11 protein-coding genes are annotated in these 15,660 nt (G+C 73.8%); 3 read left to right on the forward strand and 8 right to left on the reverse strand.

Features of this window, described 5'->3' with window-relative positions; translation table 11 throughout:
* Positions 1-312: 312 nt before the first annotated feature.
* The 3 genes from ABD208_RS12685 to ABD208_RS12695 all read left to right on the forward strand — a co-directional run bounded on the left by ABD208_RS12685 (position 313) and on the right by ABD208_RS12695 (position 3,338).
* On the forward strand, positions 313-1,002 hold the full coding sequence (locus ABD208_RS12685) for a DUF6766 family protein (protein ID WP_344103343.1): 690 nt from the start codon (positions 313-315) through the stop codon (positions 1,000-1,002).
* 152 nt (positions 1,003-1,154) lie between these two features.
* Complete coding sequence (locus ABD208_RS12690; protein WP_344103345.1) at positions 1,155-2,666, forward strand: WXG100 family type VII secretion target; 1,512 nt, start codon at positions 1,155-1,157, stop codon at positions 2,664-2,666.
* A gap of 78 nt (positions 2,667-2,744) precedes the next feature.
* Positions 2,745-3,338 (forward strand): hypothetical protein, encoded by a 594-nt coding sequence (locus ABD208_RS12695; RefSeq protein WP_344103347.1) that lies wholly within the window; start codon positions 2,745-2,747, stop codon positions 3,336-3,338.
* Positions 3,339-3,369: 31 nt separating this feature from the next.
* Here the strand turns inward: ABD208_RS12695 and ABD208_RS12700 are convergent, their stop codons facing one another.
* The 8 genes from ABD208_RS12700 to ABD208_RS12735 form a co-directional block, all read right to left on the reverse strand.
* Positions 3,370-4,806 carry an alginate lyase family protein gene (locus tag ABD208_RS12700; protein ID WP_344103349.1) on the reverse strand — a complete coding sequence of 479 codons (1,437 nt, stop codon included), beginning with the start codon at positions 4,804-4,806 and terminating at the stop codon, positions 3,370-3,372.
* A 63-nt stretch (positions 4,807-4,869) separates the two neighbouring features.
* Positions 4,870-9,273: an FtsK/SpoIIIE domain-containing protein gene (locus ABD208_RS12705; RefSeq protein WP_344103352.1), complete on the reverse strand. Its 4,404-nt coding sequence runs from the start codon at positions 9,271-9,273 to the stop codon at positions 4,870-4,872.
* Positions 9,273-11,174 carry a galactose-binding domain-containing protein gene (locus ABD208_RS12710; protein WP_344103354.1) on the reverse strand — a complete coding sequence of 634 codons (1,902 nt, stop codon included), beginning with the start codon at positions 11,172-11,174 and terminating at the stop codon, positions 9,273-9,275. The genes ABD208_RS12705 and ABD208_RS12710 overlap by 1 nt, the downstream gene beginning before the upstream one ends.
* On the reverse strand, positions 11,171-12,496 hold the full coding sequence (locus ABD208_RS12715; protein WP_344103357.1) for a hypothetical protein: 1,326 nt from the start codon (positions 12,494-12,496) through the stop codon (positions 11,171-11,173). The genes ABD208_RS12710 and ABD208_RS12715 overlap by 4 nt, the downstream gene beginning before the upstream one ends.
* Positions 12,493-13,224, reverse strand: a complete 732-nt coding sequence (locus tag ABD208_RS12720) for a hypothetical protein (protein ID WP_344103359.1) — start codon at positions 13,222-13,224, stop codon at positions 12,493-12,495. The genes ABD208_RS12715 and ABD208_RS12720 overlap by 4 nt, the downstream gene beginning before the upstream one ends.
* Positions 13,221-13,898 carry a hypothetical protein gene (locus ABD208_RS12725; protein WP_344103361.1) on the reverse strand — a complete coding sequence of 226 codons (678 nt, stop codon included), beginning with the start codon at positions 13,896-13,898 and terminating at the stop codon, positions 13,221-13,223. Before ABD208_RS12725 ends, ABD208_RS12720 begins: the two co-directional genes overlap by 4 nt.
* Positions 13,898-15,310 (reverse strand): hypothetical protein, encoded by a 1,413-nt coding sequence (locus tag ABD208_RS12730; RefSeq protein WP_344103363.1) that lies wholly within the window; start codon positions 15,308-15,310, stop codon positions 13,898-13,900. Before ABD208_RS12730 ends, ABD208_RS12725 begins: the two co-directional genes overlap by 1 nt.
* A gap of 49 nt (positions 15,311-15,359) precedes the next feature.
* Complete coding sequence (locus ABD208_RS12735; RefSeq protein ID WP_344103365.1) at positions 15,360-15,656, reverse strand: hypothetical protein; 297 nt, start codon at positions 15,654-15,656, stop codon at positions 15,360-15,362.
* Positions 15,657-15,660 lie beyond the last annotated feature (4 nt).

The following is a 15,660-nucleotide window of genomic DNA, read 5'->3' on the forward strand; positions in this document are numbered from 1 at the left end:
ACCGCAGAAGGTCATGGATGTCATGACCGACGTCGGCCCTCGCGGACATCTCCGACGCCCCGCCGAACAAGTAGTACCGGTCAGGCGATCGTGTCCGCGGTCCGCCGCGCCTGCGGGACAGGAGGCGTGACGGGCCGCGGGCACGATCGCCCCGTGCGGGACGCGACGAGTGGCAGGACGCGACGAGGACCGAGGGGGAGCCATGAACGGCGGACGCGGGAAAGGGCCCGGGGCCGGGCCGGTGTTCTGGGTGCTGCTGGGGCTGGTCGGGGCGGGGCTGGCGCTGATGATCGCCGTGCCGCTGGCGGGGCGGTGACGAGGCCCGTGCGGCGGGTCGTGCGCGACAACGGCCTGAGCCTCGCCTTCACCGGGATGTTCCTGCTGACGCTCGCGGGGCAGTCCCTGGTGGGACACGCGCAGCGCAACGAGGAGCTGGCCGGGCACGGCGCGGCCGCGGAGCCGTACCTCCGGTACGTGAGCTCGTCGGCGTTCGTGGTCGACGTCGCCGAGAACTGGCAGTCCGAGTTCCTGCAGTTCTTCATGTTCATCCTCGCGACCGTCTGGCTGGTGCAGCGCGGGTCGCCCGAGTCGAAGCAGCCCGGCGACGAGGGCCTCGGCACGGACGAGGAGCAGCTGATCGGCGAGTACGCCCGGGACGACTCCCCGGCCTGGGCACGCGTGCGCGGCCTGCGGCTGTGGCTCCTGTCCAACTCGCTCCTGCTGGTGATGGGGACGATCTTCCTGCTCTCGTGGCTGGCTCAGGCCCTGGCCGGGCACCGGGTCGCGAACCAGGAGAGCGCCCTGCACGGCGAACCGGCACCGTCCCTGGCGCAGTACGTGGCGTCCCCGGAGTTCTGGAACCGCACGCTGCAGAACTGGCAGTCCGAGTTCCTGGCCGTCGCGGCGATGGTCACGTTCTCGATCTACCTGCGGCAGCGCGGGTCGAGCGAGTCGAAGCCCGTCGGGATCCCGCACCACACCACGAGCGTCGTGGCGGAGTAGGGGCCGGGCGTCGTCGTCGTGCCCGACGACGCCGGGCCCCGCCGCCGTCCGGGCAGATCTCCCCATGGCTCCTGACCGGCGGCCTTGCTAGGTTCTCCGCAGCCGGATCCGCCGGCATGCCCGGCGGGGCCGACTGCAGGACGGGGAGACCATTGGGTGAGCTATGGGGCGCGGACATCGCCTCGCTGCGCGAGCTCGCGACCACGATGCTCCGCGAGGCGCAGGCCCTGGAGGCCGCGCGCACGCAGGTGGACGTCGCCGTCGACGACGTGCAGTGGTTCGGCCAGGACTCCGACGGGTTCCGCGAGGAGTGGACCGGCACGCACCGCCTGACGATGACCGAGGCCATCGACACCCTCACCCGGGCCGGCGAGACCCTCGAGCGGAACGCGGACGACCAGGAACGGACCAGCGACGACGCCGGCGGCGCGGGAGCGGGCGCCGGCACCGGCACGAACTCCGGCGGCGGGCCCGACCCGGCGGGGCACCCGAGCACCGCCCCCACGGCCCCGCAGGCCCTGACGATCACCCCGGACGAGTACGAGGACATGTCCGAGGCCGAGCGCCAGGAGTGGCTGGCCACCGCCACCGACCAGGAGGTCGCCGACCTGCTCGCCGCGATGGAGGCCCAGGGCCTGTACCCGGGCCCGGACGCGGGCGCCGTCGCCAGCGAGCACTGGACCCGGCAGGCCGCGCAGGACGCCGGGATCGACTACCTCTCCTGGGACCCGAGCAAGGGCTCCGAGGCCAACCGCGCGAACATCGAGGCGGTCTACGAGTACTACGCCCAGCTCTACCTGGAGAACCCGGACCTGCAGTGGGCCGGGATGGCGGCGATGATCGGCCCGTCGTTCGCCGCGGGCTTCCTCGACCTGGACATGATGCGAGACGTCGCGCAGGGCTTCGAGGTGGGCGGCGACGTGCTGCAGCACGGCAACGTGCCCGGCGCGGAGCTGATCGAGCTGGCCGGCTCCATGACCGACGAGGAGCTGGCCTTCTACGAGACCACCTTCCTGTCGATGCAGCAGGAGATCTTCCACGACCAGGCCTCGATGCACGCCGCCTACGAGCACGGCGGCATGGCCGAGATCGAGCGGATGTACGAGTCCGGGGCCATCGACGAGGCCACCTACGACGCCTGGGCGGACATCGACTCCGGCGACCCGGACCGCGTCTCGGAGGGCAACGTGGAGATGCTGCGCCGCGAGCAGCAGGACATCATCCACGACGACTACCAGGCGATGATGGACCGCCCCGTCACGGGCGAGGCCATGACGTACATGATGACGCTCGTGGGCGAGGCGTCCATCCCCGGGACCAGCACGTTCGCCGAGGTCAACCCGCTGACCATCACGGCGGAGACGCCCGGCCCGGACAACATCCCGTTCACCGGCATCGACAACCCGCTCCAGGGCTCGGTCAGCATCGAGACCCCGTTGCCGGACGGCAACATCGCCGACACGCCGCAGCGGTGGGAGTACATCCAGGCGGACACGCTCCCCGCCTACCAGGACCTGCTCGCGAACGACCCCGGCCGCATCCAGGAGATCCTGGAGACGCCCGTCTCCGAGCGCATCGACGAGTACCGCCTGACCAACCCGGACCGGCTCGGCCGCATCACGGAGCGCCTGGCGACCGACTGGAGCGTCGATGCGGACCAGTGAGCCCGCACGGCCGCCTCGCGGTACGGCCCGGCGCGACGCCCCGCGGGGACGCGACGAGAAGCATGACAAGGTGGACCCATGTCAGTACGTCAGGTGATCCTCGCGGCAGCAGCGATCGTCGCCCTCGTGGCCACGGCGGGCTGCTCGATCCGGGTCGGCGGTGCCGGCGACGACGGCGCGAAGGTGTTCGAAGAGGGGAACAGCATGGAGTGGGACCTGACGAAGCCGCTGGAGGCCGAGGCCCTGGGACTGCCGTCCGATCAGATGGTGGTCGTGGAGGTGCCCGGCGACGCCACGGTGAGCCTCGTCCTGGCGACCGGCACCTGGACCGGGCGCACCGAGGAGATGACGGTCTCGACGCGCCACGGCTACGTGGACTCCGTCGACCTGTTCTGGACCGAGCCGGACGGGCAGGCCGCCGCCGACCGGATGGTCGCCGACGCCGCCCTGCTGGGCGTGGACGCCGCCCGCGTGGCGGAGTGGGCCGAGGTCGCGCGGTGGGCGGAGACCGCCACCACCCACCGGACCCGCGAGAAGGCCAACTACAACGGCGCGGCCGGCGAGGTCTCCACCTCCGTCAAGCCCAGCACCGAGGTGGGCCAGGGCGAGGGCACCCCGACCCGCCTCTGGTACAAGTTCTACGTCCGCGACGTGGTCGAGACCGCGACCTGACGGCGGCGCCGCGCCGCGGTCAGGCGGCCGGTCAGGTGGGACAGACCGTCGGGCTGGCCTCGGCCCCCGCGGGAGGCGCCGTCGCCGCCCCGTGCGTCAGCGGCTCCCAGGCGGTCAGCAGCTCCCCGCTGCCGTACGGGAGCTGCGTCACCGCGTTGTGCTGCCGGGACCACGACATCTCGCAGCCGTACCACCCGGTCAGCGTCGTGAGCGCGGAGTCGGGCAGGTACTCCAGCTCCCCGCTGAGCGAGCCGTCGCACAGCCAGGACGGCACCTCGCCCGTCACCGCGATCCTGGCGTGCAGCTCGAACGCCTCGGCGAGCCGGCGGCCCGCCGTGCCGTAGAGGTTGTCGCCCTGGATCGCCGTGGTCGCCAGGTTGTGCGACATCCCCGCCAGGCCCAGCCCCGCGTGGTTCAGGTCGCGGCAGGTCTCCTGGGTGGCGCCCTCGCCGAAGTCGTCGTCGCGCCAGAACGCGACGATCTCCAGCAGGGTGTTGTAAGGGCTGCCCGCGGCCTCCAGCGGTGCGGCGCCGTCGGACGCCAGGTAGACGTACGCCTCGGCCCGGTCCTGGAACACGGCCCGCGCCCGGTCGTACGCCGGGCGGTCGTCGGTGAACACGGCGATCGCGATCGCCGCCTCCGTCATCGCCAGCTCCCAGTTGCCGTTCGCGTAGTTGCGCACCGACACGTCGGGCAGGTAGGCGGTGCGGAGCATGTGCTCGAACCGCTCCACGTCCGGGGCGGCCCAGCCGTCGTACGTGTACCGGATGATCTCGGCCGCGCGCGGCCAGATCGCCCCGGCCCACCCCGCCTGCAGGTGCTCGTTGACGTTCGTGTGGTCCTTGATCGTCGCCGACCAGGCGTCCATGATCTCGATCGCCTTCTCGGCGTGCCGGGAGTCCTCGGTGACGTACCAGGCCAGGGCGTGCGCGTACGCCGCGTGGGCGTCGAACCGCTCCTCGCGGCAGCCGTTGTCCGGGTTGTCGTGCGCGCCGCACTCGACGTAGCCGTACGGGTGCGGGACGACGTCGAGCGAACCCCACCTCGAGCCGAGGAGCTGGTCGAACTCCGACGCCCACGGCTCGGCGCCGGAGGCCACCCGGGACCGCATGCGATCGAGCTTGCCCTGGTCGAGGAGGATCCCCGGGTGCTCGAACCCGCCGTCGGGGGCCGCGCCCGCGTCCGGCCGCGGGGCGCCGTCGTCCCGGCCGGCGCCGTCGTCCCCGTCACGGCCGCCACCGCGGCGTCCGTCGTCACCCTCGCGACCGTCCTCGTCCGGCGCGGGCCGGACCCCGACGACGGGAGGCGGCGCGAGCCCGCCGGGGCTCGTCGTCGCGTCGGACTCCGCGGGAGCCCCCGGCCCGGCCAGGCCGAGTCCCTGCTCCGGTTCCGAGGCCGCACGCGGCTCCGCGGAGGCACGCTGGACCGCACCGGGAGCGCAGCCGCTCACGACGATCAGCACGGTCATCACCAAAGCGATGCAAGGTCGCATAAGGGGAGAGTGCCACACGAGCGGCGTCGGTGCGCGGTTTCAGGGCGTCGGCACCAGCACCGTCCGCAGCTCCCCGTCCCCCAGGTGCACCAGGGCCTTGCCCGGCGTCACCTGCGACACCACCGCCGACCGCGCGAGGCTCGCGCCCACCAGGTCGCCGTCGAACCGGTCCTGCGGGCTGAGCAGCGCACCCCGCCGGTGCTTCTTGGCGTCGACCTGCCAGCCGGAGAACCCGCTCGCGACCTCCTTCGCGTCCCCGCCGAGCACCAGGGCCTGCCGGTGGTCCGCGGCGGTCCGGAACCAGGTGCGCAGCCAGTTCTTCGCCGGGCAGTCGGCCACCAGCTCGGCGTCGTCCACCAGCAGGACGACCGGCGCCCCCGGCGCGAGGTGCCGCCCGAGCGCCTCCTCGGTCAGCTCGCCGGCCTCGGTCAGCACGGCACGCACGCCGTCGCGCCCGGCGAGGTCCCGCAGCACGCTCGGCCGGGGCGCCGCCACCAGCAGCTCGGTCCCGCCGCGCAGCAGCGACTCGGCCATGACGGCGAGCATCGTGGACCGCCCGGAGCGCGCCGGGCCGGCCACGACGAACGACGGCGCGTCCCCGGCCAGGTCCATCCCCATCGCCGTGAGGTCGTCGCCGCCGACGCCGAGCATCGCCCACAGCGGCCCCGCCGCGGCCGCCGGGGCGTACCGGTAGGCGGCCTCCACCGTGATGGTCGACGGCAGGTCGTCCACCCGGAACGGCCCCGTGCCCGGCGCGACGTCCTCCCGCTCCCGGATCGCCGCGGCCATGGCCCGCGCCGTCGCGCTCTGCGCGCGGCCCGCCGGGTCCTCGCCGAGGATCGCGATCTGCAGCTCGAGCCCGCTCCCCCCGCGATACCCGCGGCCGGGCGGCACCTCGTCCGGCACCTTCTTGTGGTTGATCCCGGCCATGCCGTAGTCGAGCCGGTCGGTCAGGCGCAGGACGACGACGTCGTCCGTGAGCACGCTCATCCGGCTCGTGAGCAGGCTGCGGTCGCCGGCCACGATCACGTGGATCCCGGCGCCGGCGCCGTCGCGCAGCAGCTCGGTCACGGCGTCCAGGAGCGCGCCGCCGTCGGACTCGCCGTAGGTGGTCAGGAAGCTCTCCCACCGGTCGAGGAACACCAGCACGCGCGGCAGCCGTTCGCCGGGGCCCGCGATCTCGCGCTGCTCGGTGACGTTGGCGAAGTTCCCGGCGGCGAGGATCTGCTGCCGCCGGGACAGCTCGGCGCGCAGCCGGGTCAGGAGGCGCTGCGCGCGCTCCTCCTGCCCGCGCTGGACGACGGCGCCCGTGTGCGGCAGCTCGTCCAGCACCGCGAGCGCCCCGTTGCCGCAGTCGATCGCGTAGATGTTCAGGTCGGCGACGGACAGGGCGTGCGCGGCCGCGAACGCCGTGGTGCGCAGGGCGGTGGACCGGCCGCTGCCGGGGGCGCCGACGACGTAGCGGTGGGTGAACTCGTCGAGGTCGATGACCGCGGGGCCCTGGCGCTGGGAGGCGGGTTCGTCCTCGAGGGCCCAGCCGAACGCGGACGCCCCTGCGGGCCCGGCCGACGGCCGCGGCACGGCGTCCAGCGCGAGCAGCCCGGGCAGCGGCGGCAGCCAGGGCTTGCGGGGCGTGTCCCAGCCGCCGAGGTGCGCCGCCTCGCGCAGGGTCGCGACGAGGGCGGCGAGGTCGGTCTCGATCTCCTGGCGTCGTTCGGTCCGGCGGCGGCGCGGGGTCGGGTTGCCGAGCTCGGCCACGGGCACGCGGGCCACGAAGGGCGGCGGCACCTCGGCGACGTCGGCCCGCGTGAGCCTGCGTCCGCCGACGCGGGCGGACTGGAACGGGATGACGGACCCGTGCCCGAGGCGCGCGTACGCGCGGCCGGGCTGGGACTTGGCGATCTCGGCGGCGTCGGGGGCGTCGATGACGTCCTGGGACTCGCCCTTGTCGGTCATCCGGAGGGCGACGCGCAGGTTGGTGTTGGCGCGGATCTCCGGGGAGACGACGCCGCCGGGCCGCTGCGTGGCCAGGATGAGGTGGATGCCGAGGGAGCGCCCGCGCTGGGCGATGTTGACCAGGCCTGCCACGAAGTCGGGCAGCTCGGTGGCCATGGCGGCGAACTCGTCGATGACGATGAGCAGCCGCGGCAGGGTCGGCCCCTGGTGCCCGCGGTTCTGCGCGTCGAGGTAGTCCTCGAGGTCCTTGGCGCCCACGGCGGCGAGCACGTGCTCGCGGTGGGTGAGCTCCGCGCGCAGCGAGTCCAGGGCCCGCTCCACGAGATGGGAGTCGAGGTCGGTGACCATGCCGACGGTGTGCGGCAGGTGCTCGCACTGGCTGAACGCGGCGCCGCCCTTGTAGTCCACCAGCACGAAGTTCATGGTGTCGGGCGTGTTGACGACGGCGAGCGCGGCGACCACGGTCTGCAGGAACTCGGACTTGCCGGAGCCGGTGGTGCCGCCCACCAGGCCGTGCGGCCCGTCCTTGACGAGGTCGAGCCCGAAGGGCCCGTCGATGGAGACGCCGATGACGGCCAGGGAGCTGCCGGTGTTCCCGATGCCGCGCCAGCGCGCGGCGAACTGGTCCGCGCCGGCCTCCTCGATGCCGAGCACCTCCACGAGCCGGGCGGAGCCGGGGATCATCCCCTCGCCCTCGGCGGCGGTGACGTCCTGGACGGCGGCGACGGCGCGGGCGACGGGCTCGAACCAGTCGTCGGCGACCTCGTCGGGGGTGACCGCGCGCAGGTCGTCGGCGTCCTGCCGGCGCAGCATGAGGCCGCCGTCGGCCCGGACCTGCGCGACGACGGTGCACTCCTCGGGAAGCAGCTGCTCGTCGCCGTCGAGGCAGACGACGCTGACGCCGACGGCGGGCCCGTCCCGCAGGATGGCCACGACGCCGGGCAGGGCGCGCAGGCGGCGGGCGCCGTCGAGCACGACGACGACCTGCGGCCCGAGCGCGACCTTGCCGCCGCCGATGCTCTGCGCGAGCGCGCGGCGCTGGGTGATCAGGGAGTTCACCTCGGCGACGCGCGCCGACAGCGTCTCGGTGGTGGTGCCGATCAGCGCGACGGCCTCCTGCCCCAGGCCGGGGCGCACGTGCGGGAGCCAGGCGGCCCAGGCCCACTGGTCCACGTGCTCGGGGCCGGTCAGGAGGTACACCTGCACGTCGCGCGGGGACTGCAGGACGCCGAGCTGGCCGACGATCCAGCGCGCGCGGCGCCGGGGCCAGGCGCCGGGACCGGCGATGCCGACGACGCCCGCCTCGCGCAGCGAGACCGTCACGGGGACGGACTGCACGGTGGCCCGGGACTTGCGGCGGTGCTCGGGCTCGGCGGAGTCCTCGACCTCGACCTGGCTGGTCGCGTCCGCGAGGCCGAGGCGCACGGCGAGGTGGTCGGCGTCGGTCTCACGGCGTTCCCACAGGCGGCGGGTCGGCGTGGTGGCGATGATCCGCAGCTCGGCCGCCCCGGGGCTGGACAGCCGGCGGCGGTGCTGCTCGCGCCGGACGGCGTCGAGCACCTCGGCCTCCAGCGCCGCGCGTTCCTCGGCGTGCTGCTGCAGGCGTTCCTTGTGCGTGGTCCTCCCGTTGCGCTTGCCCATCCACCAGTTGCCGAGAAACATCAGCGGCGAGGCCAGGGCGAACATCAGGTAGTACGGCGACCGGAACACGATCGCCATCACGATGCCCAGCACCGCGGGCATCGCCATGCCGAGCCACGGCAGCGGGTTGCGCACGGGCGGCGGGGGTTCGGCGGGCAGCCGGAAGTGCGTGGCGGGCATGGGCGGGACCAGCCGCGGGGGCCGGTTGTAGTCGAGCGTGCCCGGTTGCTCCCCGGGGCGCAGGTCGGCGTCGGCCCGCGTGGCGGACTGCACCGTGAGCACGCTCGGGCCGATGCGCAGCTGCGTGCCCGCGGGCCAGGCGACGTCGTCGTCCCCGAGCGGCTCCATCAGACGGTCGTGGCGCACGTCCTGACCCGCGGACCGCGGGTCGGGGACGCGCCGTACCGTCACGCCGCCGTCGAGCGCGACGACGACGGCGACGGCGGGCAGGCCGCCCTCCGGCCGCTCGTCCACGCGGACCCGCCCGTCGTGCCCGACCTGCAGCACCGACTCCCCCACGCCGAGCCGCACGACGGCGCCCGCGCCGAGCCCGCCCGTCACGCACAGGTCGACGGGGCCGCCGACGCCGGCGGCGCGGTCGGGCGCGGCCGGGGCGAAGGTGACCACGGAACCGTCGCGGACCGGGCTGTCGGCGGCGAGCGCCGGGCCGCCGGCCGGCCGGGTGTCCGCCACCGGCCGGCCGTCCACGTGCAGCACGCTCCCGCGCGGCGCCCCCACCTCCGCGGCAAGCCGCTCGGCGAGCTCCGCGACGGGCGTCGCCTCGTCGGCGTCCACGGACAGCAGCGCCTCGCGCGCACCGTGCCGCGCCGTGATCAGTACCCGCATCAGTCGTTCCCCCGTCGTACCGCGGCTTGTTCGTCGAAGCGGACCTCCGGGAGGAAGCCGCTGCGCAGCCACCCGTCGTCGCGGGCCGTGAAGCGCCACTTCGCGGCGGGCCAGGAGCCCAGCACGACCACGACCCAGTGGAACTCCGGGTCCGCGAAGCGCTCGGCGAGCAGGTCGCGATCGGCCGACGACGGCGGCTGGGACAGCACCAGCACCCCGCCCTCGCCGACCTCCATCTCGGACTTGACCTGGTCGAACGCCGAGGCGTGCTCCACCTGGTCGGGGCGGGGCAGGCCGTCGCCCACCATCACCACGCGCGGCTCGCCCGACCAGGGGTTGCCGGTGAACTCCCCCAGCCAGCGGCGCAGCACCTCGTGCCGCGCGCGGACCGAGCCGTCGAGGCTGATCGCGCCCCGGGCGAGGGAGAAGTCGACGAGCACGCGGCCGGTCTCGCTCATGCCGAGGTTGACCAGGCGCGCGAACTGCGCCGTCGAGCCGTCCGACACGGGCGCGCCCTGCAGCCTCGACAGCGGCGCCAGCCAGTTCTGGCCGTCCTCGCTCACCGTCCACGGCTCGGGCGCGGGCGAGGCGGGGTTGGTCAGGCGCAGGCGCAGCGCGCTCCCCTCGATGAACACGGCGGTCACGCCGGGGACCTCGAGGCCGTCGCGCTCGCAGGCCGCGATGAGGGCGCGCAGCGCGTGGTTCACGGTCCACGCGGCCGAGGTGTCGGTGCGCAGCATGCTGTCGTCGAACGTGACCTTCGCGGCGCGGCGCCGCCGGGCCGCGGCCACGAGCCGCACGCCCGCCAGGACCAGGCCGGCGAGCACCAGCAGCGCGCCCAGCCCGAGGCCGATCGGGAGCAGCACGGGCGGCAGCCGGAAGCCCTGGCCCGCGCGGTCCTGGCTGACCTCGGCCGCCGCCGGGGACGGCGTCGGCGAGGGCGAGGGGCTCTTGGCCGTGAACCCGGGCAGCGGGCCGAACCGCACGCCCTCGCCGACGGCGTCCTCGGGCAGCTGCAGCACCCAGCCGGGGCGGAGCTGGTGCGGGTCGGTGAGGAACTTGCCGTCCCGCTGGCGGTGGGCCTTGCTGAGCGCGACGATTTCCTTCCACCGGCCGGCGCTGCCGAGGAACCGCTCGGCGATGCCCTCGATCTTCTCGGCGGTGCCGTCCTGCTTCTTCTTCACGATGTAGTGGACGACCGATCCGGGCGGGCCCTTGCGGTCCGGTACCGGGCGGGCGGACGGCGACGGGGAGGGCGACGGCGGCACCGGGACGACAGGCGCGGCCGAGGGCGTCGGGCTCGGGCTCGGCTCCCGCGCGGGCTCGGCCTGCGCCTGCTCCTTCTTCTTCGCCGGCTCCTCGTCCTCCTGCTCCGGCTCCTGCTCGGCGGGCTCCGGGACCGGCGTGCCGTACACGCGGAACTCCCACATCGAGTGCCCGGCGATGTTGTTCCGCGTGTTGCCGAACATCCGCACGTAGCGCCCGGTGCCGGTGAACTCCAGGACGTCCGTGCCGCCGTCGGCCGGGTTCACCACGCCGATGTTCGTCCAGTTCTCGCCGTCGCCGGACACGTCGATCCCGTACATCGTGGAGTGGGCGGCCTCCCAGACGATCTCGACGCGCTGGATGTCGGAGCTCCTGCCGAGGTCGACCGCGATCCACTGCGGGTCGGCGTGGTGGCTCGCCCAGCGCGTGGCCATCGAGCCGTCCACGGCGTGCGCGGCCACGAGCTCCGGGTCGTTGTTCTCGACGCTCGAGGCCCACACCGGCTTGCCCTGCGACAGCAGCTCGGGCTCGGCGGCGGCGGGCGCCGCGGGGCCCGCCAGCGCCGTCGTCGTCCCCGTCGCCACGACGACGGCGGCGACCGCCACCCGTCGCAGGATCCTCGTGTGCCACCTCATCGTGTTCCCGCCCGTCGTACCGCCGTCTGCTCGTCGAAGCGCACGTCCGGCAGGAAGCTGCTGCGCAGCCAGCCGTCGTCGCGCGCCGTGAACCGCCACCGCGCGACCGGCACCTGGCCGAGCACGATGACCACCCAGCCGAACCGCGGGTCGGAGAACCGCGAGGCCAGGAGTTCCTGCTGCGCGGGGGCGGGCGCCCGCGAGAGCACCAGCACGCCGCCGTGGCCCAGCACCAGCTCGGGCACGACCTGCTCGATCCCGGCCACGTGCTCGGCGGCCTCCGGCCGCGGCAGCCCGTTGCCGACCATCACCACGCGCGGGGAAGCGGACCAGGGGTTCCCGGTGAGCTCGCCGAGCCAGCGGCGCAGCACCTCGTGGCGCGCGGCGGCGGGCCCCTCGATGCTGATGATGCCGCGCGCCCGCGCGAAGTCGATCAGCACCCGGCCCGTCTCGCCGACGCCGAGGGTGACGAGGCGCGAGTAGCGCTCCGTGGACGCGGTGGACGCCGGTTCGGTCTGCAGCGTGCCGATCGGGGCCGACCAGCTGCCGCCGTCGTCGGACACCACCCACGGCGCGGGCGCGGGGTTGGCCGGGTGCTGCAGGCGCAGCCGCAGGTTCGGCCCCTCGACGAAGACCGCGGTGAGCGGCGGCACGTCGAGGCCGTCGCGCTCGCAGCCCGCCAGCAGCACGCGCAGCGCGCGGTCCACCACCCAGGCCGACGACGTGTCGGTGCGCAGCAGGCTGTCGTCGAACGGCGGGTCGGACGGCGCCCGGCGGCGCCGGACGAGCAGGACGACGCCGCCGGCGAGCACGACGACCAGCAGGCCCGCGGCCGACAGCGTCAGGACGAGCCAGAGCGGGGCCTGCGGGGTGTCCGCGTCGCCGGTCGCGGCGGGCTCGGGGGACGCGGCGGGCGGCGGGGTCACCTCGGGCAGCGGGCCGGTGACGATGCCCTCGCCCTCGGCGTCGTCGGGCATCAGGAGGATCCAGCCGGGCAGGACGACCTCGGGGACGGTCAGCGCGTTGCCGTCCGGCTGGGGCCGGTCCTTGTTGAGCTCGAAGATCTCGGTGTAGCGGTTGCCGTCGCCGAGGTAGCGCTGGGCGATCTCGAACAGGAACTCCGGCTCGCCGTTCTGCTTGACCTGGATGACGTAGTACCTGACGTCCTCGCCGGGGGCCACGGTCGCCGCGCCCGGGCTCGCCGCCGCCGGGCTCGCCGTCGCCGCGGCCGCGGGCGGCCCGCCGGCGGGCGGCGCGACGGCCGCGATCGTCGCGATCGCCGCCGTGAGCACGGCGGCGATCAGGTGACGGGTTCGGGTCACTGGGGCTCCGGTGTTCTCGTGTCAGGGCCCGCCGGCGTGGCGGCGAGCGCCGCGAACTCGCTGCCCGGGCCCGCCCAGCGGAAGGTGGTCATGACGGCGTCGAAGAAGAAGACGAGGGCCTCGGCGAGCGTCTCGCCCTCCTCGCTGTTCCAGACGACGCTGAAGTTCAGGACGAGCCAGTCGCCGGCGGCCTCGTCGCGGGACAGCACGTACAGCACCTGCCGGGTCGAGACCTCGGGCAGGTCGCTCCCGTGCTGCGCCTCGCGGGTGGTCTCGGCGACGCGGACGCCGGGGCGGCCGTCGATCTCGACGAGCTCGCTGTCCTCGTAGCCGTCGGTGAGGATGCCCGCGGCGACCTCGACGGGGTTGGCCCCGGGGTCGCTGACCAGCTCCAGCTCGGTGAGCGAGGCGGGGATCATCACGCCGTTCATCGGCTCGGTGGGCAGGTAGACGGCGCCGGCGCCCGCGTCGCGGGCGTCGTCGAGGGAGGAGCGCAGGCCGTCGGCGAGCATGCGGCGGTGGGGTTCGGCGGAGTCGCGCGGCAGGTCGGCCGGGAGGGCCTGGGCGACGACGTCCTCGATCGCCTGGTCGAGCTCGCGGACGAACTCGGGCGCGGTCGGGAAGCGCACCCAGCCGGGCGGCAGGAGCAGGGCCCAGGTGTCGGTGGGACGGCCGTCGCCGGCCGTGTCGTCCTGCGGCGACGTCGTGTCCGGGTGCTTCTCGTTCATTCGGCGCTCCTGGTGATGCGGACCGCGGGCAGCAGGTCGTCGAGCAGTTCGGTCATCGCCGGGGCGTACAGCAGTTCCTGCGAGCGCCACTGGATCACGGTGTCGACGACGGCGTCCGGGTGCTCGGTGCGCCTGCCGAGGCAGATGCTGATCCGGGCGGCGCCGGTGGCGGGGTCGAGGTCGAGGCGGGTCACGCGCATCCCGTCGCCGTCGGGCAGGTCGAGGTGCTCGATCCGCGGTGGCGCGATCGCGGTGCCGCCGGTGGCGCCGAGCGCCTCCATGAGGTCGTCGCCGGGGTCCCCGGGCGGTTCGACGCCGACGACGACGAGCACCGGCGCCGGGGTCGTCCCGGGGACGCGGTAGGTGGCGGCCACCACGGCGCCCGCCTCGGCGACGCCGTCGGCGAAGGCGCGCAGGTTGGCCACCGAGGCCGTGGCGGCCTGCCTGCGCAGGTCGGCGATCACCGCGTCGTGCTGCTCGGCGGCCGCGGCACCGGCGGCGGACGACGGCGCGACGTCGTCGTGCACGACACCGTCGTCGAACGCCTCGGCGATCACGTCGGACGCCGTGCTCTCCCAGGCCGCGAGTGCGCCGGGCGGGAGGGCGCCGGCGCGCGGGACCACGATCCAGCCGTGCGTCTCCTGGACGTGGAAGGTCCAGCCGTCGGTGCCCATCAGACCGGGTTCTCCCCGGTCAGCCCGGCGTAGTTGGCGTCGTGCCAGCCGGTGTTGTCCTTGCGCGTGTCGTTCGGGTTGAGGATCGACGGGTTCATCATGCTGAACGGACGGCCGAACCAGCCGATGCCGTAGGAGATCGGCCCGATGTACATCCAGGGCTTGATCTGGAAGATGTTCCCGAACAGGCCGACGTTGCCGGCGATCTGGCGGACGTCCCGGATGTCGCTGACGCCGATGAGACGGTCCCAGCGGTAGTCGCCGCGGGGCCACGCCTTCAGCAGCCGGCTCCAGTCCTCCTTGAGCACCCACTTCGGGTCCTTGAACATGTGCCACCAGCCGGGACTCACCGTCTTGGTCTCCAGGAAGGCCCGCAGGTTCCTGGCGTTCGTCACGTTCTTGACCAGCTTGTCGATGGTGAGCTTGTTGAAGCCCCGGAAGCCGTTCTGCAGGGCGAGGCGGCTGAGGTTCTTGCCCAGGGCGATGTCGTCCATCAGCCCGGCCAGCTTGCCCGGCCCCGCCGCCAGACCCGCCCGCTGGACGTGCTTGAGGTTGTTGGCGAGCTTGGCCGCGATGCCGATCCCGACGAGGCTGAGCACGCCGAGGATGACGCCGAGCCAGCTGCCCTCGCCCTGGATGGCCAGGATGAAGCTGGCCACCACGGAGACCACGGCCACGCCGATGCCGATCAGGGCGATGACGTTGAGCCCGGGGATGAGGATCGCCAGGACCGCGAGCGCCAGCCCGATGTAGGTGAGGATCTCGACCAGCTTCTTGAGGAACTTGTTGAGCCGGTGCTTGAACGCCTCCCAGCCCGTGGTGTGCAGGCCGTCGACGTGCCAGTTCTCGCGGATCTTGGTGGCTGCCGCCTCGGCGGCGACCCGCAGGGCCTCGAGGGCGCCCGCGACCTTGGCCTTCGCGCTCTCCAGGTTGCCGTTGGCCGTGCTGATCGCCGTGCTGCGGTCCGCCGACTCCTTCTTCTGCGCCTCCGTGAGCGGCTCTGCGTCGTCGGGCCGCGGTGCGTTGACCGGGTCCGGCATGCCCTCGGCGGTGCCGAGGGCCCGGTTGGCCGCGACCGCCTCGTTCAGCCCGCTCCAGGTGTCGGTGCGCGCGGTCAGGAGGGCCGGCTGGTAGACGACGAGCGCCGCGTGCACGTCGGCGTACCGGCCGGCCGCCTTGTCGAGCGCCCCGGCGCTCTCGCGGGATCGCTTCCGCATCGCGTCCGCGGACTTGCCCTTGAGGAGACGGACGTCGCCGTCGCCGATCTTCTTGAGCAGGGCCGCCTGCTCGGTCATCGCCTCGGAGATCTTCTTGTAGTGCCTGATGATCTCGTCCAGCCCCTCGGAACCGGCCGGGACCGGATCCGAGTCGTGGCCGACCAGCGGCCACTCTCCCTGGCGGGCGGCGCTCATCCGTCTCCTCATCTCGTGCTGCGGGTGCGGCGGGGTACTGCGGGTGTCACTACGGCGGGGGCGTGCCCTGCTGGTCGAACGTCGACGCGAGCTGATCCTCGGTGTCGGTCCAGGCCTTGGCGGCTTCGTCCATCTTCTTGGTGAGGTTGTCGAGCTGCTCCTGGAGCTTCTCGCGCTTGACCCACCAGTCGTCGATGAAGTCGTCCATGGCCCGCTTCAGGACGTCGTGACCCCAGACGTTGCCGTTGTCCCAGAGCTTGGACATGTTCTTGAACTCGTCGTTGATCCGCTTGAGATCCGCGGCCGAGTCCTCCAGGACGGCCTTCGTGACGATGACGTCGGCCATGGCG

Source organism: Myceligenerans crystallogenes, from assembly GCF_039529775.1.
GTDB lineage: Bacteria > Actinomycetota > Actinomycetes > Actinomycetales > Cellulomonadaceae > Myceligenerans > Myceligenerans crystallogenes.